Origin of the sequence: Bacillus sp. NH11B (genome assembly GCF_001884205.1) — a bacterium.
In the GTDB taxonomy this organism is placed as follows: domain Bacteria; phylum Bacillota; class Bacilli; order Bacillales; family Bacillaceae_G; genus Bacillus_A; species Bacillus_A proteolyticus.
The window spans coordinates 44082-69543 of sequence record NZ_MAOG01000118.1; the positions used below are offsets into that span (position 1 = coordinate 44082).

25 protein-coding genes and 3 pseudogenes are annotated in these 25462 nt (G+C 34.7%); 5 read left to right on the forward strand and 23 right to left on the reverse strand.

Annotation, left to right across the window (positions count from 1 at the left end):
• Positions 1–284: 284 nt before the first annotated feature.
• Both BAU27_RS21815 and BAU27_RS21820 read left to right on the forward strand, forming a co-directional pair.
• A complete protein-coding gene (locus tag BAU27_RS21815) occupies positions 285–1295 on the forward strand; it encodes an aldo/keto reductase (protein WP_071747498.1) in 1011 nt (336 codons plus the stop codon).
• A 78-nt stretch (positions 1296–1373) separates the two neighbouring features.
• Positions 1374–1777, forward strand: a pseudogene (locus tag BAU27_RS21820) (SRPBCC family protein).
• 49 nt (positions 1778–1826) lie between these two features.
• On the opposite strand, the gene BAU27_RS21825 reads toward BAU27_RS21820, so the two are convergent.
• The 6 genes and pseudogenes from BAU27_RS21825 to BAU27_RS21850 form a co-directional block, all read right to left on the reverse strand.
• Positions 1827–2393, reverse strand: coding sequence for an SGNH/GDSL hydrolase family protein (locus BAU27_RS21825; protein ID WP_071747500.1), 567 nt, complete (start codon positions 2391–2393; stop codon positions 1827–1829).
• A gap of 16 nt (positions 2394–2409) precedes the next feature.
• Positions 2410–3234 (reverse strand): MBL fold metallo-hydrolase, encoded by an 825-nt coding sequence (locus BAU27_RS21830; RefSeq protein WP_071747501.1) that lies wholly within the window; start codon positions 3232–3234, stop codon positions 2410–2412.
• Between the two features lie 28 nt (positions 3235–3262).
• Positions 3263–3820 (reverse strand): DUF7010 family protein, encoded by a 558-nt coding sequence (locus BAU27_RS21835; protein WP_071771907.1) that lies wholly within the window; start codon positions 3818–3820, stop codon positions 3263–3265.
• A 27-nt stretch (positions 3821–3847) separates the two neighbouring features.
• Positions 3848–4697: pseudogene (locus tag BAU27_RS21840) on the reverse strand (phosphotransferase).
• A 109-nt stretch (positions 4698–4806) separates the two neighbouring features.
• The gene (locus tag BAU27_RS21845) at positions 4807–5298 is read right to left on the reverse strand and encodes an NUDIX hydrolase (RefSeq protein ID WP_071747514.1); all 492 of its coding nucleotides are present in this window, start codon (positions 5296–5298) and stop codon (positions 4807–4809) included.
• A gap of 5 nt (positions 5299–5303) precedes the next feature.
• Positions 5304–6053 (reverse strand): Nif3-like dinuclear metal center hexameric protein, encoded by a 750-nt coding sequence (locus BAU27_RS21850; RefSeq protein WP_071771908.1) that lies wholly within the window; start codon positions 6051–6053, stop codon positions 5304–5306.
• Positions 6054–6137: 84 nt separating this feature from the next.
• On the opposite strand from BAU27_RS21850, the gene BAU27_RS21855 reads away from it, so the two are divergent.
• Complete coding sequence (locus BAU27_RS21855; RefSeq protein ID WP_002121018.1) at positions 6138–6347, forward strand: hypothetical protein; 210 nt, start codon at positions 6138–6140, stop codon at positions 6345–6347.
• 35 nt (positions 6348–6382) lie between these two features.
• Here BAU27_RS21855 and BAU27_RS21860 read toward each other — a convergent pair whose 3' ends face one another.
• From BAU27_RS21860 to BAU27_RS21880, 5 genes are all read right to left on the reverse strand, one after another.
• Entirely contained in the window at positions 6383–7282 is a 900-nt protein-coding gene (locus BAU27_RS21860; protein ID WP_071771909.1) for a PhzF family phenazine biosynthesis isomerase, read from the reverse strand.
• Between the two features lie 75 nt (positions 7283–7357).
• Positions 7358–8062 carry an SDR family NAD(P)-dependent oxidoreductase gene (locus BAU27_RS21865; RefSeq protein ID WP_071771910.1) on the reverse strand — a complete coding sequence of 235 codons (705 nt, stop codon included), beginning with the start codon at positions 8060–8062 and terminating at the stop codon, positions 7358–7360.
• Positions 8059–8622 carry a GNAT family N-acetyltransferase gene (locus BAU27_RS21870; protein WP_071771911.1) on the reverse strand — a complete coding sequence of 188 codons (564 nt, stop codon included), beginning with the start codon at positions 8620–8622 and terminating at the stop codon, positions 8059–8061. The genes BAU27_RS21865 and BAU27_RS21870 overlap by 4 nt, the downstream gene beginning before the upstream one ends.
• Before the next feature lie 146 nt (positions 8623–8768).
• On the reverse strand, positions 8769–10271 hold the full coding sequence (locus BAU27_RS21875) for a class I adenylate-forming enzyme family protein (RefSeq protein WP_071771912.1): 1503 nt from the start codon (positions 10269–10271) through the stop codon (positions 8769–8771).
• Between the two features lie 134 nt (positions 10272–10405).
• A complete protein-coding gene (locus BAU27_RS21880; protein WP_071747509.1) occupies positions 10406–10939 on the reverse strand; it encodes an NAD(P)H-dependent oxidoreductase in 534 nt (177 codons plus the stop codon).
• Between the two features lie 124 nt (positions 10940–11063).
• Between BAU27_RS21880 and BAU27_RS21885 the strand changes: the two genes are divergently transcribed.
• Positions 11064–11387 carry a winged helix-turn-helix transcriptional regulator gene (locus tag BAU27_RS21885; RefSeq protein WP_071747510.1) on the forward strand — a complete coding sequence of 108 codons (324 nt, stop codon included), beginning with the start codon at positions 11064–11066 and terminating at the stop codon, positions 11385–11387.
• A 260-nt stretch (positions 11388–11647) separates the two neighbouring features.
• Here the strand turns inward: BAU27_RS21885 and BAU27_RS21890 are convergent, their stop codons facing one another.
• The 11 genes and pseudogenes from BAU27_RS21890 to BAU27_RS21940 all read right to left on the reverse strand — a co-directional run bounded on the left by BAU27_RS21890 (position 11648) and on the right by BAU27_RS21940 (position 23055).
• A complete protein-coding gene (locus BAU27_RS21890; RefSeq protein ID WP_071747511.1) occupies positions 11648–11923 on the reverse strand; it encodes an ArsR/SmtB family transcription factor in 276 nt (91 codons plus the stop codon).
• Positions 11924–12176: 253 nt separating this feature from the next.
• Positions 12177–15527: a trifunctional glycoside hydrolase family 18/polysaccharide deacetylase/glycosyltransferase family 2 protein gene (locus BAU27_RS21895; RefSeq protein WP_071771913.1), complete on the reverse strand. Its 3351-nt coding sequence runs from the start codon at positions 15525–15527 to the stop codon at positions 12177–12179.
• 107 nt (positions 15528–15634) lie between these two features.
• Positions 15635–17017 (reverse strand): annotated as a pseudogene (locus tag BAU27_RS21900) (anti-sigma factor domain-containing protein).
• Positions 17007–17729: an RNA polymerase sigma factor SigI gene (gene sigI / locus BAU27_RS21905; RefSeq protein WP_071747517.1), complete on the reverse strand. Its 723-nt coding sequence runs from the start codon at positions 17727–17729 to the stop codon at positions 17007–17009. Before sigI ends, BAU27_RS21900 begins: the two are co-directional and overlap by 11 nt.
• 580 nt (positions 17730–18309) lie before the next feature.
• Positions 18310–19071 (reverse strand): glycosyltransferase family 2 protein, encoded by a 762-nt coding sequence (locus BAU27_RS21910; protein WP_071747518.1) that lies wholly within the window; start codon positions 19069–19071, stop codon positions 18310–18312.
• Positions 19072–19430: 359 nt separating this feature from the next.
• Positions 19431–19976: a hypothetical protein gene (locus BAU27_RS21915; protein ID WP_071771915.1), complete on the reverse strand. Its 546-nt coding sequence runs from the start codon at positions 19974–19976 to the stop codon at positions 19431–19433.
• 4 nt (positions 19977–19980) lie between these two features.
• Positions 19981–20580, reverse strand: coding sequence for a TetR/AcrR family transcriptional regulator (locus BAU27_RS21920; RefSeq protein WP_071771916.1), 600 nt, complete (start codon positions 20578–20580; stop codon positions 19981–19983).
• A gap of 230 nt (positions 20581–20810) precedes the next feature.
• Positions 20811–21443: a LysE family translocator gene (locus BAU27_RS21925; protein WP_071771917.1), complete on the reverse strand. Its 633-nt coding sequence runs from the start codon at positions 21441–21443 to the stop codon at positions 20811–20813.
• A 210-nt stretch (positions 21444–21653) separates the two neighbouring features.
• A complete protein-coding gene (locus BAU27_RS21930) occupies positions 21654–21911 on the reverse strand; it encodes a DUF3963 domain-containing protein (protein WP_071771918.1) in 258 nt (85 codons plus the stop codon).
• A gap of 168 nt (positions 21912–22079) precedes the next feature.
• Positions 22080–22589, reverse strand: a complete 510-nt coding sequence (locus BAU27_RS21935; RefSeq protein WP_071771919.1) for a phage tail protein — start codon at positions 22587–22589, stop codon at positions 22080–22082.
• The gene (locus BAU27_RS21940; RefSeq protein ID WP_071771920.1) at positions 22576–23055 is read right to left on the reverse strand and encodes a GyrI-like domain-containing protein; all 480 of its coding nucleotides are present in this window, start codon (positions 23053–23055) and stop codon (positions 22576–22578) included. Before BAU27_RS21940 ends, BAU27_RS21935 begins: the two co-directional genes overlap by 14 nt.
• A gap of 110 nt (positions 23056–23165) precedes the next feature.
• On the opposite strand from BAU27_RS21940, the gene BAU27_RS21945 reads away from it, so the two are divergent.
• A complete protein-coding gene (locus tag BAU27_RS21945) occupies positions 23166–24128 on the forward strand; it encodes a helix-turn-helix transcriptional regulator (RefSeq protein ID WP_071771921.1) in 963 nt (320 codons plus the stop codon).
• Positions 24129–24421: 293 nt separating this feature from the next.
• Here BAU27_RS21945 and BAU27_RS21950 read toward each other — a convergent pair.
• A partial coding sequence (locus BAU27_RS21950; RefSeq protein ID WP_071771922.1) for an SLC5/6 family protein occupies positions 24422–25462 on the reverse strand: 1041 nt, incomplete at its 5' end.

The following is a 25462-nucleotide window of genomic DNA, read 5'->3' on the forward strand; positions in this document are numbered from 1 at the left end:
AAACAGCAGATGAGTAGTACGGCACCAAAAAGTACCTGTATTACTTTTTAGTATCTATATCACTTTAAAGTACGTACTTTTCATTATGTAAAATACATTTCATAATAGCATTTGTAAGAGTTGCGTGAGTCATGTAGTATTAGAAATTACATTTTAGTACCCGTACTTTAAAGTGAGTATTTTTATCATGCATTTTGTCAGACGATGAAATGACATGTATTGATTTTCACATCTATTCACAATGATTAATTAATTTTCAAATACATTTTAGGAGGATATCTTTAATGAGTAATTTACTAAAAGAAAAAATCGGTTTTGGTACAGCACCACTAGGTAATATGTACCGTAATATCCCAGAAGAAGAAGCAATCGCTACAGTAGATGCTGCTTGGGAGAATGGCGTTCGTTACTTTGATACAGCTCCACTTTATGGTTCTGGTTTAGCGGAGATTCGTCTTGGGGAAGCACTTTCAAAAAGAAATCGTGATGATTACTTTTTAAGCACAAAAGTCGGTCGAACTATTTCAGATGAACTAGAAGATCCATCTGCACGTGATTTAGGTGAAAAAGGCGGACTTTTCGAATTTGGTCGTAAAAATAAAATGATCAATGATTATAGCGCAGATGCAACTCTTCGTTCTATCGAGCAAAGTTTGAAACGTTTAAAAACAGATCGTCTAGACTTTGTTTTCATTCATGATTTAGCACAAGACTTTTATGGCGACGAGTGGATTTCACAATTTGAAACGGCTCGTACAGGAGCATTCCGTGCGCTAACACGTTTACGCGAAGAAGGAGTCATTAAAGGTTGGGGACTTGGAGTAAACAAAGTAGAATCAATTGAACTTATGCTAGATTTAGAAGAAGCGCAGCCAAATATATCCTTGTTAGCTGGCCGTTATTCATTATTAGACCACGAGCGTGCCTTGCAACGAGTAATGCCGGCAGCTGTAAAGCATAATATGGATATTGTTGTTGGTGGCCCATATAGCTCAGGTATTCTTGCTGGAGGTGCTCACTTCGAATATCAAAAAGCATCACCAGAAATCATTGCAAAAGTTGAGAAAATCAAAGCTCTTGCAGATCGTCACGAAATTAGCATTAAAGCTGCTGCATTACAATTTTCACTAGCTAACCCAGCAGTTGCTGCCGTTGTTCCTGGTGCAAGTAAACCGGAACGAATTGTAGAAGACCAAAATGCCTTAAACACAGTAATTCCAGCAGCATTCTGGGAAGAAATGCGCGAACAAAAACTAGTAGCACCTAATGCACCACTACCAATCAACGTAAAATAAAGTGAAACTTTAATCAGTGGGCCATCCCCCACTGATTATTTCCCTGCAAATAGCGGAATTAAAAGGAGTCTAATAAATATGGCACATACTACTACATCTATGACAATTTTCGCTTCACCTGAACAAGTATGGCAATTAATCGGAGGATTCAACTCCCTTCCAGACTGGTTACCTTATATACCTAGCAGTAAATTAACTGAAGGCGGTCGTGTACGTCACCTAGCTAATCCAGATGGTGATACGATTATAGAACGATTAGAAGTATTCAATGATAAGGAACGCTACTACACATATTCAATCATGAATGCACCATTCCCAGTCACTAATTACCTTTCTACAATCCATGTTAAAGAAGGTACTGAAAGTAACACTTCGTTAGTAGAGTGGTCTGGTACTTTCACTCCTGTAGGGGTTAGTGATAAAGGTTTCATGGCATCTACAGCGATGGACTGAAAGCATTGCAACAAGCATTTCTAGATTGATCCACCTTTAAAAAAACGATGAAAAGCAAAGCGATATCGCTTTGCTTTTTTATAAAATCCCTTTTAACTTTTCACCAATTAACTTCGCTACATACTCATAGCCTTCTAGTCCAAAATGCAAACCATCTTTTTCTTCATCTTCTACGAATATTTTATAATTTTCTTCCTGAATCATCTCAGCATACAAATTTAGAAAATGGCTCCCGGTTTGCTTCGCTACTTCCTCTACAACTTCTGCATACTGGCCGAGTATTTCATTTGTTCTATTACGTTGTCTTTCTTCATCAACTGGCGCCGGACTAATAAGTAATACTTTTTCTGGTGAAATCGCGCTTACAATTCTCTCTAAGTTTTCTTTATATGCTTGTAATGGGACTTGAGCAAAAGAAACTGCATCATTCGTACCAAGAAAAACTGTTACAAAGTCTGGTTCATGTGATAATACATCTTCTTCAATTCTATGTAACGCGTCGAACGTATTATCACCTGGAACACCTGCATTCACTACTTCCCAATTCGGAAACATCTCTTGCAAACGTGGTGTTAACCTCGGCGTTCCATTGAAAAACGTTTCATCAGCTGTAATACTATCTCCAAAGCATACTAACGTTTTCATAAAGCTAACTCTCCTTTTATGTATGAAACAACTTTCCTTCTATCGCTTTCATATATCTTTCAGCAGAACGTTCAACTGCCTCATTTGCATTTTCTTTTACTACTCGGTGAAAAGCATTATATAAACGATTAAACTGTAACGGCTTCACTCGATTCACCATTTCTTCCACTTTTCTCGCTGGTAATGGAATTAAGTTTGGATAGCTATACATAAAGCTTACCCATCGCTCATCTGCTACAACTTGAATAATATCACCTGTTAACAAAATTCCTTTTCCATCATTACCTTCTTCCCAATGTAAGACAGAACCACCTTTAAAATGACCTCCTAAACGATGAATGGTCAAGCCATCAGCTAATTGTAAAGATTCACCAGACCAATAAATAATACGACTACTCGGACGCATCACCCACTCTTTATCATCTTCGTGTATATAAATTGGTACATCAAATGTCTCTGCCCATTCTACTTGTGTTGAATAATAATGAGGATGAGACAATGCAATTGCATCTAATCCGCCAAGCTCTTTTATTTTCGTAATTGTCATTTCATCTAAATAAGTAATGCAGTCCCATAGTAAACGATATGATTCTGTTTTCACTACAAATGCCGTTTGACCGATCGCAAACCCTGGTTTTGTCGTAATACTATAAAGCCCATTTTCTTCTTCGATTATTTCATTTTTATATGTATCACTCGTTTGCAAGTTTTCTAAAGTCGTCCAAGACTGCCCTTTCGGATTAACATATTGCCTTTCTTCATCACAAATATGACAACTCACTGGTTCTTCTACACTCGCTGCATACTGCACGCCACACGTTGTACAAACGTAATTTTTCATAATCATTTCCCCTATCCCTATATTTTTATTAAGCTGATTTTTGTTGATAATGATCTGCGTTTTTATTTTCAATTAATAAACTTATAAAAGTAAGTAAATAGACAGCTGTAACCGATAATGGAATTACAGTAAATCCTTTTTCTGCAAAAAGAATCCCGCAAACTGACGTTACGAATACAGTCCCTACTGACAATAAACCATAACTTTTACTTTCATAAATCCATACGTACGGAATAAAATGCACACCTATTAACATTGCTACTACAAAAGGTAACCATTCTGGAAATTGAAAATAGGCAAGTAATACAAGCGGAATATTTAATACATTTATCCCACCAATTAATCCTGCTAAAATCCCTAACGGATTTCCTTTCGCAAACATATCAATTTTCAATATAGCAGCTATCATTAAGCCGAAAGGAAACACACATCCCATACCGATTAAATATACCCACACCACTTGTTTTTCCGAAAGAACAAAGCCCGTTATACTCATAACTATCCAAAATAAAACGCCGGCTAATATAATTGGTAAGCCTCTCTTCGTTTTTATTGCTAAATCCTTTTTCGCTTCTGCAACATTCATCTCACTATCTCCCCCAAAATATTTCTACTATACAGTCGGCTCAATTTCGGCCATCCAATAACGCCAAGCTGCTAAATAATCTTCTAAATCTTTCGGGTGGTGCCTTAAACATGTATCTATACGCAAATATAGTCCTATGACTATTTCTTCATATAAATCACGGTCTTTTTTATGAAATACACACTGTTCTATCGCATAATTAATCGTTTCTTTTGTTAAATCTTCCGGGGTTGAACAGAACGCATAGATTAAATCGTATATAGGATCCTCCTAACACTGGTAAGGGATCAATTACACCATGCAGCTTATTTCCTTGAAATATAAAATTATGGAATCCAAGATCACCATGCAATAAAAATGGCTGATTTATTCCAGTCCCCCTACTTGGATTATTTGCTAACTTAAGAACTGTTCTATACTCTTCCTCACTTATATATGGTTTTAGGTTTTCATAAGCTTCTATCACATTTGTTGTTAAAAATTCATTCCAAGATTGAACCGGACTTTCTTTCCATCCCCACCCATCTATATCTGAAACTATTTCATACTTATTAATAGCTTCTTTTACAAGTATACTAAGCGTAATTCGTTTATATCCACGTTCGCACGAAGTACTCCCTTCGAGGAATGAATACACAATATATCTATTTACAGGTTCCTTATACAAAAGCTTTGAAAATAAAGTATTCCCTTCATAAAAAGAAAGAAAATCAGCTTCTTCACGTATCACTTCTGATTCATTCAGCTTTACAACGTATTTCGCGTCCAACAAATATACTGTACTTGTCGTTCCTCCGTTCAACACTTTCATGCTTTTCGGATAATGTGAAATAACCTTCTCATTAACTAGTTGTTCAGCGATTACTGAAATGTCCATTCCCTCACCCTTATACCCTGAATATTCCCTTAATTCAAAAGACAACTTTACTATCATTTGACAAACACAAGGGAAATCCTCCCAACACCTTAATATAACAAAAATAATTTTATTTTACTGCAACGGCTTCCTTCAATATTTCATCATATAATTCATTCCATTTATAATGATAGGCTGCACTCTCTTCTACTCTAACAAACATCCTTTTATCGGATTCATACTCACCGTCAAACTTATGCACTTCATTAATTTCCATCCGGTAGAACGGCTGATACCCTACTTTTGGATACGGACTATTTTCATTCCAATTTGGATTATCACTATGGTCAACGATAATATATCCAAATAAAGTACATTCTCCTTTTACATAACCTTCTTCCCACGCTTCTCTTTTAAAACATTCTTCTGGTAGCTCTCCTTCTTCTATATGCCCACCAGGAAAGTCCCAACCACGCTGCTCATGGTCTATTAGTAAAACCTTTTTACTATGAAAACAAAAACCGTGAACACTCGTGATTCTTTTGTATTCTGGCAGTGTACAATCTTTTTTCCACGTTAACTTCACCTTTGATTCCCCATAATTTGCATATATCGTTACCATTTGCATCACTCCAAATGCTCTTCATTTAATCTAGTAATTTCTATTGCAGGATCTACTTCTTTTAATTTACGAGCCAAACTTTCTACACCAAACACTTCTGTAAACGTGTGACTACCTACAATTAGGTTAATGCCTTTAAATTTCGCATGTTGTACTGTATATAATGTTTTTTCTCCTGTTATGTACGTATCACAACCTTTTTCTAGTGCACGCTCAATAAGATTTGTATTGTTTCCTGCACCTGTTAATATCGCAATCCGTTTCACTGGTCTGTCATGATTTTCCCAACTCTTCACTTTCTCTTCCATTCTCTCTTCAAGTTTTTCAACTAAGTTCGAAAAGGGAATCGCTTCTTTATATTCTCCTATTCCCGGTAGCTCTTCTTCCTCATACGTAGAATATTCCAGTATTGTATCTATCTCAATTTCGTTAAATAATGACGTACACGTGCCAAACTTTACAAAATCTAACGGCAAATGAATCCAAAAATGATTCATTTCATATTCTTTTAATTTCTCAATACAAGCCTCTTCCATACCGAATAAAAAACTCCACGGTGCATGATGTGTAAGTATCATATCAACCCCATTTCGATATGCTTCTTCAATTGTTTCTAGCGTCAAATTTGTTGTGTAACCTATTTTGTGAAATTCCTCTTTAATAATATAAGTGAAGCCATACTCGTCATCACCGTATTTATTAAGATGCTCTTCAAAAAGTGATGTAATATGTTCTTTAAACTGCGTTATATTCATTTTCATTTCTCCTTTCATTTACTTTTATATTTCAAAAATAAGGAAATACTATTTAACGACATTACATACATATAGGAGGACAATATGAAACCTGAATTTTTAAAAGCTATACATGAAGCGATTGGAAATGTTGAGCATATTCATATAGAAGAAAGTGGTTCCGACAGCTTACTTATTCATCATGATGATGCACAGCAATTAAAACAAGTTGCTGAAACTTTAGAACATAATAATTTCCGCTCTACTATTAGAACAGCTGGAGATGCTTCATATATTGAAGTATTGAACAGATAGAGAGAAGTCCCAGCTATGTGCTGGGCTTTATTCTTTTATATTGAAATTTCAAACTCCTTCACATACACCGCTGTTCCCGCGATATCTATTTGTAACTTCTCATTTTCTACATCTTTCGTTACATAAACCTTCACACGACCATCTTTATTTATTTCCTGTCCTTGCTCAATGATTAACTCCCATTCATGATCAAAATCTTTCTCCAGATACGTCGCATAATACGCTCCCATTACACCTGAAGCTGTTCCTGTCACTGGATCTTCTATTGTTCCAGAATAAGGTGATGAGAAATGACGACCGTGCATTTTTGCTTCTGCATCATACGTTTCCAAGCAAAGTGGATGGATCGCAACCTTTGGCATTTCTTTTAGCACCGATGGAAATTCATTATTATTAGGTTTCATTCTTTCACATGCATCAATTTTTTTAATAGGTACAATTAAAGTCCAAATACCAGTACTTCCATATACAATCGGTAAATTTTCATCTAAATCATTCACTTCTAGACCAATACTGTGAGCTAATGCCTCTTTGGAACCTGTAAAATTTTGAAACCGCGGTGTTGCTTGTCTCATTTTAATAAAAGTTTCCCCACTTTTATTCGCACCTATATGTATCGGCAAAATCCCTGCCTTCGTTTCAATTGTTAAATTGTGTTTCCCTTCTAATAATCCTCTTTCATGAAGTGCATATATAGTCCCTACTGTCGCATGACCACATAAATCATTTTCATGACCAGGCGTAAAATAGCGAATTCTTACATCTGCTACTTCTGAAGAAAGAACAAAAGCTGTTTCGTTAAATCCGACCTTTTCAGCAATGAGTTGCATTTCCTCTTCCGCTAATCCATCTCCTTCTAATACAATACCTGCTGGATTTCCCATGTTCGGTTTATTACTAAATGCATCATAATGGACTACGTTTACTTTTTTCATTCTCATATCCCCTAATCCTCTTTTAAAATTTTTTTGAAGGTCCAAATATATTTTGATTGGTTGTAAGATCGTACATTACCACTTCAACTCCCCTACACCTGGCTCAATAAACTTACCCGAAACATCCTCATTTGAATCCATTACCCAATCATATATATTTTGAGCTCCTTCAGCAGGAGTCATATTCGCATCAAAAGCACCAATGTCAGTCTTTAATTTTCCAGGGTGAATTGCGGTTACACGAATTCCTTTATCAGCAAACTCTTGTTGTAAACAGAGCGTTAACATATTTTGTGCAGCTTTTGCGATCCGGTATGAATATGAGAACTGCCCTTGTGGAAATTCTTTTCCGGCCATTTTATGTAATGAACCTAAACGAGAGGATACATTTATTATTCTCGGTTGATTCGACTTAGTTAAAGCCACATATGTACCTTTTACAGCTCGAATAACACCTAAACAATGAACGTTAAATAGTTCCATTAACTCTTCTGAATTTGTACGTAAAATCTCAGTTTCCTTTCCAGTAATTCCAGCGTTATTAATAACTAGATCAATATGCTCTGTGTACTCTCCAATTTGCTCCTTAATACGCTCAGTACTCTCATCATCTGACAAGTCTGCTAATATAGGAAAACATCTCGAAGTAAAGACCTTATTCAATTGTCCTATTGCTTCCTCACTTCTAACTAGCGGATAAACGATATGTCCATTTTCATGAAATACCTTTACTAACTGTAACCCTAATCCTCGATTTCCACCTGTAATAAGTACCCTCATATATCTAGCTCCTTATTTTTATAATAAATGAGAAAATCTGCCCACTTACCATTCTCCTGAGAAAATGCTTCTCTCTTACATTCAAATGAAAAACCTGCTCTTTCTGCAAGACGAACGGATGGCTCATTATCAACATGTATATGTAATTCGATTCTATGAAATTGAAGACTATAAAAAAATAACGGCAGCACAGCTATTATACTTTCTACCCCGTATCCATTTTTCCAATATTGATTATGAATAGAGTAGCCCATCATCGCCCATTGATAGTCCATACGTAAAATCTTTATAAGTTCTAGCTTTCCAATATTGGCGCCATCTTCTTTCTGAAAAATACCTAGAACGTACATTTCATCCCGTCGTGCCGCCTCATCAAATCCTCTTATCCATTCCGTAAACCATTCTTGTGTTGAAGATGACATATCATGATAGCCATCATCGTATTTATATTGAGATGGTAACCTCTTATTGAAGCCATCTAACCAACTTTCATAATCCTCTTTTTGAAATGGACGGATAATCAGTCTCTCTGTCTCTACTTGTAATAGTGGCAGCTTCATTACATCTCATCCTCTGAATTATTAATTGAATATTCTTTATTATCTTACACAAAATACAAAATCTAGTAAATTATTATGTTTTTTATAAACAAAAATCCAGTTATGCTTTATACATAACTGGATTCTTCATTATTTGATAACCTTTTTTATTTTACAAGAAAAACATCCCTTAATTCCCTCTTCAACACTTTCCCTAAAGCGTTTTTCGGTAATTCGTCCATAAATACAACTTCTGGTATTTTATAGCTTGCTAGTTTTTCTTTACAATGCTGAATAATTTCTTCTTCTGTTAAAGATGTTTGAATGTCTTTTACAATGTAAGCTGTCGGAATCTCTCCCCAAAAATCATTTGGAATCCCAACTACTGCAACTTCTAAAACTCCATTTATTTCATGAATTACATCTTCTACTTGATCTGGATATACGTTGTCACCACCGTGTACGATAACATCTTTATATCTTCCCATAATATGTAGGAATCCATCATCATCTATCATACCTGCATCGCCCATGTTAAACCAATTATCTTTTACTACCTTCTTTGTCGCCTTTTCATTATTCCAATATCCTTTAAACATGTATGGACTTCTTACATGAATCTCTCCAACTTCATTTGTTGTTAGTTCATCCCCTGTTTCTGGATGAACAATTTTCAATTCTACATGCTTAAGTGTTTTCCCTACAGAAGACATTTTTTCTTTTCCCATATTTGGATGCCAAGAAGTTACTACCCAACCTTCTGTACTACCATACCCTTGCACCATGTATATTCCTTTTTCCATATATTTTTGAATGAGCGTTTCCGGTACTTTTGTACCACCGCTTTGTGCTACTTTCAAAGTCGAAATGTTACGCTCTTGTTTATTTAGTTCATCAAGCATATAACTATAAACAGCTGGGAATGCAAGCATCGTAGTAATCTTTTCTTCTTCAATCTTATCCCAAATAAGAGTAGGATTCGAATCAGCTAAGAAAATCATCGTAACGCCATGATAAATACAATTTAAAATAGAAAGCACGCCACTCATATGAAACAATGGGTGCACTGATAAAAAGCGTTCACCTGCTGGAATTTCTCTTTGCCCTGCAATCTCAGTAAAATAATGATGTAAGTTTTTATGACCAATTACGCATGCTTTTGCCTGTCCAGTCGTTCCTGAAGTAAATAAGTAAATCGCATCATCTTCTTCATGAACTTCCACGTTCGGTTCTGTTATTGGCTGTTCCTTTAATTTTAATTCAAATGAGCCAAAGCCTTCTTTTGTCGTCTCAATTACATAAGGAATTTCTTTGACTGCTTCAATTTTTAATAAAGCTTCACTAAATTCATCATCAATAACTAATACTTTTAATTTTGCTTCTTTTACAATCGTTTCTAATTCATAAGCAGTAAGCTGATGATTAAGTGGAATAAATACCGCTCCAATTTTTAAGCTTGCCATCATAACGCTTGGAAACGGATGATTATTTTTGCATAAGATCCCTATGCGATCTCCTCTTTGCACACCGCAATGTAACAAGTAATGTGCAAGCTGGTTTACTCGTTCATTATATTGTTGAAACGAATACCTTTTCTCTCCCCCGACAAGTGCTTCCATATTCAGTGATTGCATTGCTCTCTTTTGTAATAATTGTCGCATCGTTCTCAAGTAAAACTCCCCTTTATATATATTAGGTTTTTTATTTTACTAGATTAACTATTAATTTGCTAAAGATTACACTTAGTGAATATAAAACAAATATAAAATAGCCATCTACTTAGCAAGTAAATGGCTATTTTTCCTTATATATTAGAATACTTCTTGTTCATAACATATTTCACATATTCAGGTGCACTTTTTTCAATCTCTTCATCACTGATTTCATATTCTGCACCATATAAATAGAAGGAAGGAATAAACTCCATTCCCGTGTATAAGCATGTTGCTTGAAAAGGTTTTGTTAACTCAGCCATTGTGATACCGCTATTTTCATAGTCTTTTTCTAATCCACCTATAGAAATAGCTACACCAAACTCTTTCCCCTGCACTTTATCCCCTTTAGATCCGTAAGCAAATCCATATGTTAATACATCATCGAACCATTTTTTTAACAACGGTGGTGAGCTATACCAGTAGAGTGGAAATTGAAATATATATCGGTCATGTTCTACTAACAGCTTTTGTTCCTCTTCAACATTAAACTCCCAATTCGGTGCCGCTTTATATAATTCATGCACTGTAATTTCATCTGAATATTTCTCAAGTTCTTCTACCCATCTTTTATTAATTCGAGACTTTTCAATATCAGGATGTGCTACAATTACAAGTGTTTTCATATATTTTCTTCCCCCTTATAAATAATTCAAACGCTTTAGTATTAGTATGAATGAGTCACATATAATTGAAAAGTACGTACTTTCAAGTGCTATAGGAACCTTGAGGTACCTTTGGAGGTATTAAATGAATCAAAATGATGATTGCCCAATCGCAACGACACTCGAAGTAATCGGTGGAAAATGGAAAGTTCATATATTATGTATTTTGATGGATGGAAAAATGCGAACGAATGAAATAAAACGAGAAATTCCAAACATTACGCAAAAGGTTCTTACACAACAACTTCGGCAACTTGAAGCTGATGGAATTATCCATCGTACTGTATATCAAGAAGTACCACCAAAGGTTGAGTACACAATAAGCGCACATGGAAAATCTTTAATGCAAATTATGGATGAACTATTTGAATGGGGAAAAGACCATCAAATAAAAAGATTAAATGACTAAAAGAACCCTATCAACTTTGTTACATCTTCTATGTCAAGAATTCTTCTGAAATTTTATAATAGGGGTATCGCCATATCACTATTAAGCTAACAAAAAATACCCCTAAAATGAAAAAAGCTTATTTCTCAAAGGAATTAACTGTAGCGAAGGAAAATTACATATTCTTATAAATATAGCTCTTATATAAATTTCTAAAAAATTATAGCCACAGAATTACTTTCCTATCCTCTTCTTAATTTCGAAGTCTAGAAAGTCAGCATTTAAACTAAACTTGCCAATATCGCTTTTGTACGATTGTCCGTTACCTCATAATAAATTTCTAATCCTTTTCGAGTACCAGTTACGATTTTAGCAGCCTTTAGTTTGGATAAATGTTGACTAATTGTACTTTGGGGCATTTGTAAATCCCCATACATTGTTGTTACATTCGTAGCGCCTTTTGCAAGCATTATTTTTACTAAAGATAAACGGACAGGATGCGCCAATACCTTTAATACTTCAGCGATTTCTTCATACATTTCTTTTGTTTTTTTCATATTTTTTCTCCCCTTTTATATAAATATTAATGATATCCATATATATAATTCGAAAGCATATACGTTTTTGTGTCCGTCATTTTAAAAAAATAAAAAAAAACTTTATTCCGAAAACAAAGGAGTGTCTTAACATAACGTCTCACTATCAGTAATGAATAGAAATTTCGTTATGGACGCAGAAGGTTTTATGTTACATCTACTCTAGCTTCAACCAACTAAAATCAATAAAAAAGAGAGCAGATTCTCTGCTCTCTTATGACGCCTCCTTATGTTCAGGGGAATGCTCAACACTTCCCATTCTCTTTAGTTTATTCCACCCTACTGCTACTCCTCGAATTGACGAGAATATAGATTTAATTACTACATAAGTCATAAATTGACGATAAATAAAGCGTTGTAAAATTAACCATACTAATGGTTTAGGGTTCTCCCTCTCTAATTTAAATGCAAACAGAGAAGCGAGAAGATCCATTAAAAAGAATACAAGATAGAATCCCAAAACTTTTAGTGGATTGCTACCAAATAACCCCATAATCATTAATATATCTGCTAAAGGAGCAATGAATTGCAAAACATATTGGAATAACCACATATTGGGCAATGCAATAAACCCTAAAGTTTTATGTTTTGGATTAAACAACGCTTTTCGATGTTTCCAAAGACATTGGAGTGTACCATATGACCAACGATATCGCTGTTTAATGAGACTTTTCACATCTTCAGGTGACTCCGTAAAAGCATATGCTTTTTCTTCATATACAATTCTATGCCCTTGACGTAAAAACGTTATAGTAAGATCCGTATCTTCTGCTAATGTATCTTCGCTTAAATACCCAGATTCAACTACATTCTTTTTACGCCATGCTCCAATAGCTCCAGGAACTACTGTAATACAATTTAACTCATCAAAAGCTCTGCGCTCTAAATTAAATCCTGTAATATACTCAACATGTTGCCAAGTAGTCAATAAATTCCGTCTATTTCCGACTTTAACATTCCCTGAAACTGCCGCTACATTATGATCTTCAAAGTGTCTAATCATTAGAGAAATAGCATCTTGCGCAATAATAGTATCCGCATCTAAAGTGACAATGATTTCTCCTCGTGATTGTTGAAACCCTAAGTTCATTGCCGATGATTTCCCGCCGTTTTCTTTCTGAATTAAACGCACTTTAGGATGCTTATAGAATGTTTCCTGAATTACTTTTGACGTACCATCTTTCGATCCGTCATCAACAACAATAACTTCAAACTCTCTATAATTACTATCCAAAATTGAGTGAATAGTCTTAGCTATAACCTTCTCTTCATTATATGCCGCTATCACAACACTAACAAAAGGTTGATAAGACGAATTAGCAAATAAACGAGATTTTGTTTTTCTTTTCTGCTTGAATGCAAAATATATTAAAAATAGGAATCGGAAAATACCTAATCCAATAGCAATATAAAAAATAGTTGTTAATATATGCTTTGCATATCCCATTCCTGAAAAGATAGCTTTATTGTAAAATAGATATTGCTTACCCTCAGAAGAAACGGGAGGCATAACTTCATCTCGTTCTTTATTCATTAAATCTGAAATTGTTACAAAACTATATCCATTCTTTTGAAGATCTTTAATAATCATCGGCAGCGCCTCTACCGTATGGGTACGATTCCCTCCTGCATCATGGAGAAGAATAACATTTCCCTCCCCTTTATAAATGGGATTAAGAGTACGCTTTACTAATTCATTTGTGGATGGAGTCGCCCAATCCTCAGGATCCACTTTTTCTGCCACCATCGTATAGTTCATATTTTGTGCACGCAAAATAGGCAGTATTTCATTTGATGAATCCGGGTTAGCATCTGCTTCATACGGTGGCCTAAATAAAACCGTAGAATGTCCAGTTATTTCCTGAATTAGGCGCTGAGTTGTATTAAGTTCTACTTTTGTACGTAGTAAAGACGTATCAGCGACGTTAGGATGCTTGAAGGTATGATTGCCAATTTCATGCCCTTCATCGTATATTCTTTTAACAATACTAGGATTTAGTTGTGCATTTTCACCAAGTACAAAAAAGGCAGCTTTTATTTTATACTCTTTTAATATATCTAGAATTTCCGGCGTATATTTCTGATCTGGTCCATCATCAAATGTTAATGCTACTTGTTTTCCTTTTGGCTTTCCATATCGTTGCACTTCATATGCAGACGGCAGTGATTGATACACTTCATCTGTAAAATAACCATTTTCGTCTACTTTAAAATCTCTCAATCCATTGTGTCTCTCATTCTCAACCTGCAAAATTTCGCCTTGTCCAGAATAATTCACTTCATCTAAACTATCGATTTTATGTAATGCATCAGGATTTTTTTGTACCTCAATAGGATTTTTTAGAGCTTTCCATATAGTAGGATCTTCTGCTCCTAGTCTCCATAATGCAAATCCCTTCGCATTGTTGTTCATTGCGATTTTTACTTGATTATAAAGAGTAACACCATCTAAGAACCAAGTAGTATGTTCTGTCTCGCCTGTTTTATATCGAAAATAAGGATTTCCACTAATCTTATCCCATTGAATTTTTATATTTGAATCCTGAGCCATTGTCATAACTTCTGAGAAAGTTACAGACTTCGCAGGTTCTTTGCTATTTACTTCCCAATCATATCCATAGTTACCGAAAGCAACTATAAGTTTCTCAGACGGAATATTTAGTTCATTGAGCGTATGTTCAAACCATTTATTTGAAGCAATTGGTCCTGGTACCCCTGCTCCATAGTGCTCGTCATACATCATTACAATCATACGATCTATTACTTTGGCTAATGCACCATAATCAAAGGCCTTATCATTAGCAGGGACATCTTGCGTAACAAGCAAATGATGTTTATGAAAGACCATAGTAAGCTCTTTCATGAAATTTGTTAAGTTTTCTCTATCGCTTTCAGGTAGTGCCTCAAAGTCAATATTAATACCTGAAAATTGATTCTTTTCAACTTGCTTTACTAAATCGTTAATAAACTTTATCTTTACATAATCTGGAGAATTCAGTAACTTATGAATAAGTTCACTATCAGGACCAGAAGCTTCCTCTGTATAGTTAGTAAGTAAAGGCATAATTTTCACATGATTTTTTTCTGCTAACTTTACAATCTCAGGTTTTATCTCACTACTAATTGTTAAGTCTTCTTTTAAGTGATACCATTCCGGTACTAATGTGGTTAATGAATCGATATTTTCTTTTAAAGAAGCAGTACTATTTTCATCCCAGTTGACATAAAAACCATAAACTTCTTTCGGTTGTTTGCTGTCGCTCGTTGCATTCACCAAATTTTCATCGTTTTTCACTTCGGTATTGGGTTTGAATTCTTCTTTCTTTAACTGCTCGTCGCTAAGTTTTTGATTAATAGGTACCAGTTTAGTATCTTGTTTTACAGAAGAATTCATATTTGGAATTTCTGGTGTTGAAAAAATACTTTGAAAGAAAAAATAAAATACAATACTTATGCTAACTATTGAGATACATAGAAACCAACTAAAAGCTTTCTTTCTTCTTCCTTTAGAATCATAAAAAATAGGTTTTGATTTATCTTTCTCTTGTTGAATTTTTTTCTCCATTATATTTTTACATACTCCTTCTTAATAGAAATATAGAATAATAAATCCTTTTAGCTTTGAAATAAATCTCTCACTTCCATTTTCTATGGATTCTTCTTTTCATTCCCTTACTGATGTCCTCTATTTTCTTGCTGAGACCCTCTACCATTGTTCCCTTGCTGATTTTCATTATTTCCTTATTGAGACCCTCTTCCGTTGTTCCCTTGTTGATTTTCATTATTTCCTTGTTGAGACCCTCTACCATTGTTCCCTTGCTGATTTTCATTATTTCCTTGTTGAGACCCTCTACCATTGTTTCCTTGCTGATTTTCATTATTTCCTTGTTGAGACCCTCTTCCGTTATCCCTTTGTTGATTTCCATTATTGCCTTGTTGAGACCCTCTTCCGTTGTTCCCTTGCTGATTCCCATTATTTCCTTGTTGAGACCCTCTTCCGTTGTTCCCTTGTTGATTTCCATTATCTCCTTGTTGAGACCCTCTTCCGTTGTTCCCTTGTTGATTTCCATTATCTCCTTGCTGAGATCCTCTACCGTTGTTCCCTTGCTGGTTTCCATTATTTCCTTGCTGAGATCCCCTACCATTGTTTTCTTGTTGATTCCCTCTATTTTCTTGCTGAGATCCTCTACCGTTATTTTCTTGTTGATTCCCTCTATTTTCTTTTGTTTGCCTAGGTGGCTGTTCCTCTGTTTTCTTTTGTTCTTTATGCTCTGGCTTCTCGTCTTTTTTTTCTTTTACAGAAGACAAATCTGGTGATGCATCAGGAGATGGCTTTGGCTGCGATTGTATCTCTTCTTGGTTTTCCACCTGATTGGACGATGACTCAGGAGGAGTAAGCGATTTTTTCTTCTCATTCTCTTGCTTTATATAGACACCTGTGCCAATTCCTGCTTTCTTAGCATTCTCTCGCATTTGCAACGTACTACTTTGATATACGACTGTAACATGTTTTATCTCATACTCTTTCTTTAATTCTTGCATAGCCTTTTCCAACTGTGGTTCTAGTGACTTGTCCTTTGCAACAGCTGTTAGCATAACTTGCTTATCATTCGTTAAATACTTATCCTCTTGACTTTGCTTTATAATAGTACGTATTACGTCTTGCAATTGTTTATTTTCCCATTGCTTCAATTCTTTTAAAATACGCCTTCCATCATCATTACAAGCTTGCAAATCTATAACACGAAGATCCTTTGTTATGCTCACCTCTACACTTGGATTTATATCAACTGAGACATAAGCAAATACTTTTTCTTCCGGTTGGTTGTAGAAAAATAGCAACGCACATAGAAAACAAGCAACAAGTAATGATGCAGGCTTTAAGAAAGAAGGGATTGAAAAACGCGATGCTCTTTGCTCTTGCTCATCAAATGAGATTTCCTCCCCAACCATGTAAGAATCCGCTTTTCTTTTACACGTAATAAACTCTCCATTTGGTGTTAAAACAACTACGCTATGTTTTTTTATATCCATTACAATTCCTTTATTCATCATGCTTCCCTCCTCTTATATAATCAAGAATGTATGTATAGTTGTTTGCAAAGATAATACACATTGCAATGATATATTTTCTATGCCGCTCTAACGTTTTACGACTTACCCTAACACGCGGTTCAATATGTTTAAGCGGTAGCTTTTTCTTTCGGAACAGCTCTTCCATCATTTCCTCATCTTTTATAATTACCTTTACTATTTCTATTAAATGTTCACGCGTATCACGATGCTTAGGAGATTCTTTAGCAAGCTCTGAAAATGTGATTTTAAACTCAGTTAGCACACTTTGAAAATGAAGAATTTCCTCCTTACGGTTACTATTTTCCATCTCTTTCATATACTCCGTAAGCGACACTTGCATTTCTAACATTTCCTCTTGCTTATCTTCTTTTAAAAAGACAAGATTATGCTTAGACTCTTTGCGTATATAGTCAATTACATCTCTTTTTATAAGAAGATCAGCAAACGCTAAAAAGGATTTTCCTTTTGTATATGAATACTGTTCAATTGCTTCGTTAAATGCAAACAATCCAATACTATATTCATCATCCTGTTCTGTAATATATCGGCGGCAGACAGATGAGATTGATTTTCTAATAAAAGGCTGATACTGTACGATAAACGCTTCTTTATCTCCTTCGTTGTTTTGTATGTTACATACGATATCTTCTATTTTCGGTTTTCTTAAGATCTTCATTACTAAACTCAACACTAGTAATCTCCCAGCCTCCTTCAAATAGCAAAATGGCCACTAAACAAGTGACCATTTAACCACATTTTCTTGGTACTTTTCTTTGGGTTTGTCTTCTTGCCGTTACTCATATTTTTCGGTACGAACTTATTTCACCGTTTTCTTAATGACTATTCTTTTCTGTCAGCACAAAAATTAAATTTGTATTTTAATCTACTTTCTTATTTTCTTTCGCTTGTTTTGCCTACTCTTTTCCTATTTTATCTGCAATCTTTAAATAACTCTTCTCTATATTTTTGGTAATTTTAGCTTTTACCTTCGAATTCCCCGCTTAATCTAACAATTTGACACAAGTTTCAATGTTCTTTTATAACCATTTTTTCTTCTATTTATTTTCTTCACTATACATATTCGGAGGGGTACATAGTTTTATGGGGGTCAAAAAATATTTTTTATAAAAAAATAAAAACCATCAAATTGATGGTTTTCTTGTAATATCTATTCATTTTTTATAACTAAGTTTAAGCATGATACAAGATTTTATCGGCTTCTCATTATATCTAAAAGAGTCTTAGCTATTCTCTACCAATTTTCTCTATTTTTATCTTTCTTGGTTATCATAATATGTTTTATCTGCATATTTTTTATCATTTCCTTTTAGATAAGCTAAAATTACTTTTGGGTTTTTAAGCAACGCCCAGTCTCCATATGTATCAAATCTTCTGCATGAAGTTATCATTCCATTTTTAATGGTACCGAATTTCTTATTATTTTGCTTTCCCCATTCTTTTAACCGTTTAGCGAAATCTGCATCTTCTGCCATAAGCATATTTTCGTTAAATCCGTTGATTGCCATAAAGTCTTTTTTATAGCACCAAAAAATCCCTACAGATATAGCTCCATACTTAAAAAGTAAGGGGATTATTATTAAAATTGCGGAAAAGAATATTCCTAAAGATATTCTTTCAAACTTCCCATTTACCCCACCACCAATATATTTACCTGAAGCTAAATATTTATCTACATTAGACAACATAGACTCTGTCATTATGGTATCAGCGTCTATAGTAACGATTATTTCTCCACTAGCTATTTTAGCCCCTGCATTTCGGATTTTAGATAAGTTTTTATCGTTATTTTTTAATGTAATACAGTTATAAGATTTTGCTATTTCCTCTGTTTTATCTGTACAACGATTTAAAACAACTATGACTTCCATTTGATCTTTATATGCCTCTGATGCCGTTGCAATCGAATCTAAACATTTTCTAATGTACTTTTCTTCATTATGTGCAGGGATTATAATAGAAAATTTTACATCTTTTTTTAAATTGCTTCCTGAAGATGCGTTTGTTTCATTCATAATATTCCCCCTTATTTTATAAGGTAAATATCTATTATATATAACGTATATTAACATTGATTAGGTTATATTATAGAAACTGCAGGTTAACTGCTATTGAATTTGGAGGATTAAAAAAACAACATAAATTGTAGTGAATTAATCAATGATTCTATGTGGAATGTATATAAGATGGACACAAAAGAAACCCTTCTAATTCGTTTAGAGGGATTTCTTTAATTTATTATCGCTATTAAACTAAAATCTCATAATCCCCCCTAAGCGAAATTTTATACTAACTTGTAACAAAACAGCTTATTTGGGAGTATTTGTTTTTTTAGCTTGCTGACAATAGCCCAATATAACAACAATTAGTTAATTTAATATTTTATTCGTTGTTTTATTTCTTTAAAACGAACCTGTATTAATTTCTTGATATCCGGGTGATCCTTATATAAGGTAACGGTATACATGATGGAAGATGCAAGAATAGTAGACCATATTAACCAATCTCCAGCATGAGAAAGAACTTTAATTATTTCACTCGTAAACTGTTCCTGTCCCGCATGAAATGTCGATATGAGCGAATTAAGATTGAACAACAATAAAATAATAATCCTGCCCAAAATCATAATAATCCATCCGATAATATACGTATAGCCTCCAACACTACATAATTGATTGTTATGATGAAAAACTTTCACTCTCTTAGCTTGCCAATAACCAACTATCGCTCCTAATATAAGCAAGCTAATTAATTCAATTGTAATGATAAAGTCTAATCTATTTGGAAGACCCATATAAGTTCTGATTATAGCCATGATTGGTATACCAAGAAGATCAAAGCTATCTACTTTCTTCGGGATAAGCTGCCTAATAATCAATACAATAACGACTACAAGAATAATAATGAAAACTTTATTCATGCGATTAATCCCTCTTTTTTTCTTTTAAATAATACTCAATAAGTTGATTTACTTTTTCTTCTGGATATGAATCTGGTGTTTGAAGGACATGAATTACTAGCCCATCGATAAATCCGTACAGTATCTCTAATTCAAATTCTCTATTGTGACCTGCTGTGACGTATCCTAGATCCCTCATTAAATCGAGAATTATTCCCATAAGATACCTCGTATGGTCATCCATTTTCTTCCGAAGTTCAATAAGTTCTGGGGAACTAAAGGATATACCCAAAAATGTAATCCAAACCTTCCCTTCCAACATTTCTTCTTTATTAGAAGGAATAATAAATTTCATTAATCTTCTAAGCGCTTCTTCTTTCGTTCCCTTAAATTCACTTGTACGAGTGCTTGCCCGTTCTTCCATTCGATTCAATACTAAATTCATTGCATAATGAATTAATTCATTTTTAGACGAAAAATGATGCTGAACAAGTCCAACCGAAATGTTTGCTTCGCCAGCGATTTGCTGTATAGAAGCTTTATCAATACCTTTTTCTAATATTACACGCCAAGTAGCAGTGGCTATCTGATTCTTCCTTTGTATTTGATCAACAATTTTAGGCACTCATATCCTCCTCCCTTTTTATAATATGATCATATTATAAAAAGAGTACCTAAAATAAAAAAATACGGTATTCCTACCGTATCCTCTAAAAAAGAAACAGCATCTACTACCATTTTTGAAAAAACGTTAGGTAAAAGTAAGAACATACAGTAGCTGGCTTTATTTTTAATATCATTCTTATTCCCCTTACAATCGTTTCAAAAAGATGGTAAATTTTCCGAAGAAGACTCTTACTGTCGACGTTCAAAAGCAAGACGTACAGCAAGACCTGTCAAGACGCTTGCCATAAGCCAACGCTGCACTCGCAGCCACGTTGGGCGTGTGCCAAACCATTTGGCAACTCTACTTGCTGTAAATACAATTAAGAGGTTGACTATAAAGCTAACCGTTATTTGCGTAAAGCCCAGAACTGCACCTTGTAGAAGCAACGATCCTTTCTCAGGATCTTCAAATTGAGGTAGAAGTGACACATACAAAATAGCAATCTTAGGATTCAGAAGATTCGTCATAAGTCCCATTAGAAATAATTTCTGTGGCGGCTCAATAGCAATAGTACGAGGTTCCATAATAGATGTAGCACCAGGCTTAATCGAATTCCATGCGAGCCAGAGTAAGTAAGCAGCACCTGCCCACTTAACTGCTTCATAGAGAGACGGAACAGCAAGGAAAAGGGCTGTAAGTCCGAACATTGTTGCGATTATATAGATTATGAAGCCAAGCATGATACCCAAAAGAGAAATGAATCCTGCCATACGCCCCTGCGTAATCGAGCGAGAAATGAGATAAATCATGTTAGGCCCAGGTGAACAAACCATGCTAAGTGAAACAATTGCAAAAGCTAGCAAAGTACTAAAACTGACCATGAATCTTCCCCCTTTATCTTACATAAATTTCTTATCGTTCATTTTATCATGACTAACGAGAGAACAGGATTAATGTATGCCTATTCATATAAAGTTAATATAGTGTACTATTATCGGGATTCAACGTATTTTGAAGACGATGAAAAGTCCTCCATTTTTTTACTGAAGGACTTTCGTTTTCACAAATTTCCCGTTCTCGGAAGTAAGAATTTAAAAGTAACCTATCCATAGCGATATTAAAGCTACTACTAACAGGGCAAGAAGAAATATGATATTTCGAATCCACTTATGTATATCATCAAAATACCGTTCTACAAATGCAACGTTGATATAAAACATGAGAAATACAACAAAGAAAGTAAGGTTACCAAATTTATCGTTCAATTTTTCATTGGTAAAAGTGCTTACTTGAAGGAATAGTAAAGCAAAAATTACTAAGAATAACTCAAGTAGCCTTTTTTTGCTCACCCCACCACCACCTTACAGTAATTTCCTTTTATTTCATTATATAAGAACGTAGTGTGTAGCAGACTGTAAATATTATTTACTTATATAAAAAAAGGCTACCAATTCAAGATTGTTAGCCTTCATAGCGCCTTTAAAAAAAACAACTCAATATAACAAAGGACTGATTCTTCAACTTACACTATATTCTCCTTTTATTACAAAAAACGAACCTCGAATTGTTCCAGCAAGTTTAGACTTTTGCCTAGCAAATTTAAACTTATCTTCTAATTCCTTTGGTACCTCCATTCCTTCAGAAAGCTTAAATCCAACAGCACGCTTCTTTGGGGTATCCAGTGTATACATGACGTTGACTGCAAGACCATCCTCATAAAAGACAAAAGCAAATTTAATATTTTCCACTTGAAAACACGATGTTTCTAAAGGTTTGGCCGCAAACTCAATATCACGTTCTTTTTTCAAAATGCGATTCACATAATCAAGAGTCTCCCCGCTTTCATTAGCTGGTACAACCGTAAATTCATACTTGTATTTGTTCATAAAGTAACGTGCTTCATGAGCACGTAAACCAGCAAGCGCTTCTGCTACAGGCGAAGACTCAAAGCCAGCTATAGTTACATTTTTAAAATCAACGATACAGGACAATTCCACCCCTCCTTTAATCTCCTTACTTCCTAACAACTGGGATCCACATTTCACCAAATACTAAACCGTTTCGCTGCCCCATCTCAACCGTTGTATTTGGTCCACCAACATAGGCGAAATCATTTACTGCTGGTAAGACTTGACCAAAGGCAATGCCAGTAAGCTTATTACTTAGCTCCTCAGCCGTCTTGCCTTCCCCTTTAACTACTAAATATTCTCCCCTAGGAAACTGGATAACTCTAGATTCTTCTTGTATCGTTTCCTCTGTCATGACACCAGCATAATACATCATCTTGTTATTCACCGCTTCACTCACAGAAAAAATGTAATCATTTGTAGCTAAAGCTTTTAAAGTGTCCAGCCTTCCGTCTTCTTTAACAGCTGACCAAAAGTCTTCCTTTTCTTTATTTATTCCAGCAAAGTCTGTGTATTCACTTTTAATTTCAGTTCCAATACCTAACACGATAAAGCTATCTTTTTCTTCTAAAGAATAATTTTTCATATTCAAAACCTTCCTCACTTTTAAATTAATCAAGTAATTTATCTTTTCTCTTGATGAGTTTATAATAACTTTAAATCATGTCAAAAAATGATACTGTTTAGGAGACCAACATGAAAAAAGTTGAACGGATTAATACACTCATGCGGTATATCAATAACCGCTCTCACTTTACAATTTCTGAAATCATACGAGAATTTAGTATCTCTCGATCGACAGCTATTAGAGACATTAGAGAGATTGAATCCATGGGGATGCCACTTGTCGCTGAAGTTGGAAGAGATGGGGGATATTCTGTTATGCATAACTCTATTCTGCCCGTTGTTCGCTTTACTGATAACGAGGTCAAAGCTCTTTTTATTGCCTTTATGGCCACAAGAAACCAACAACTTCCCTATCTAAAGAGTCGTCAGTCTTTAGCTGAAAAACTACTAGGACTCATCTCAGAAATCCAGCAGGATGACCTTGTTCTTTTAAATCAACTCTTACTTTTTGAAGGGACTAATCCCCACAATCCCGACTTACTTGAGCTTTCTGACCTCCCACATCCTATGTTAGAAAAACTCATCCAAATCCTTCTTTTGGATAGCCATTTATTGATTACCCTAAAAGAAGAGGCGGAAATCACGTCTTATCCAATTTATCTACTACACCTTTATCAAGAAAAAAGCCATTGGATAATTGAAGGCTTTGACGTAAAAGAAGAAAAGAAGAAGATGTTTCCTGTCGATCATCTCATCAATGTCGAACCCTATACGCCAAAAAAGAGATTAAGTAAGAAAAAGATTTTGGAAAAACTCAGTAAGAAAGACGAAGCAATCAACCTTGTACTTGAACTCGGTTCAAAAGCGATTGCCCAGTTCAAAAAATATCATCCTTTAAAAATTTCAATTTCCTATACAAATCCTTACCAATCCACAGCCATTCTAAAGACTTTTATCAATGTTAACAATCTCGATGAATTAACAGAGATAACAAATTGGCTACTTTTCCTAGGTAAGGATATTAAGGTCAGGGAAGTGCCTGAAGAAGTATTAGAAGGTTTACAGGAGAGATTATGTTTATACTACCCATAAGCAGTCACCAGTTACACCCAAAATAATATTGAGTTTGACTAGATGCCAGTTACCTCTATTCAAATACCTAGTAAAAAACATTTTATTTACTACCGCTACTTTAAACGCTCTTCTAGCAATAACGTCCACACAAAAAAGACATGAACTAATCTTTGTTCATGTCTTTTTATATTAGAGTTTAACCCTCATTAAATTACTTGTTTAAAATTCGAATGTGGATTTATCTTATCCATCATCTCTTTCATTCTTTATTCATATCCCACTATTTTAGTACTTGAACTAACAATAACGAATTAGAATAATGACTTAATACTTGCTAAGACCGTAAGTATACCTATAATAATGACAAATACATTGCTCATTTTCCCTCTGTATTTAGCCAGTACTGGTACTTTACGAATCGCATACATTGGTAATAGACATAAGATGGCAGCAACTAACGGACCACTAAGGGCATCAATAATTCCAAGAATACTTGGATTTGCATAAGCTACATACCAACATGTTAATACGACAAAAGTAAGGATCATTGTCTTAACTGTTTTTTCTTCGATATCTTTTCCACGTGTTTTACCAAACTTCATAATCACGTCACGCATTACCTCATACGCTCCTATATAATGGCCAAGGAACGACTTTGTTATAGCCACAAAAGCAATGATAGGAGCTGCAATTGTGATTACAGGCGAATTAAGCTCATTAGCAAGATATGAAAGGATTGATAAGTTCTGTTCTTTCGCCATTTTTAGATCCTCTGGAGTCAAACTTAGTGTGCTACTCCAAACAAAGAACATAACAACAACGAATGTCATGATATAACAAACTTTTTGTATTTGAGCACATTTAGCATCAGTAGCTTCTATTCCATACGTAGCTCTCTGTTTCACAACAAATGATGAAATCATAGGTGAATGATTAAATGAGAATACGATGATCGGTAGTATCATCAATATCGTTCCAAAATATCCTGTTCCTGTTGAAGCAGTTGAAACAGTTGAAAAGCTAAGCATTGACGTATTCCACTGTGGAATCAAAGATATTGCGATAAAAAGTAGAGAAGCTATGAAAGGATACACTAGCATACTCATGACCTTTACAGTAATATCTTGACCAAAATTTAGTATAGCGATAAGGCCGAGCACTAATACAAGAGATAGAATGGCCCTTGGAGGCTCCGGCATGTGCAATTGATGCACGATAAAACTACTTGCAGTATTTGTAAGCGCAACCGAATACATTAGTACGATTGTGTAAATTGAGCTGAAATATACTATGTTAAAAATGATACTTGCCTTATTTCCGAAATACTCTCTTATTGTACCTGTAATCCCCTC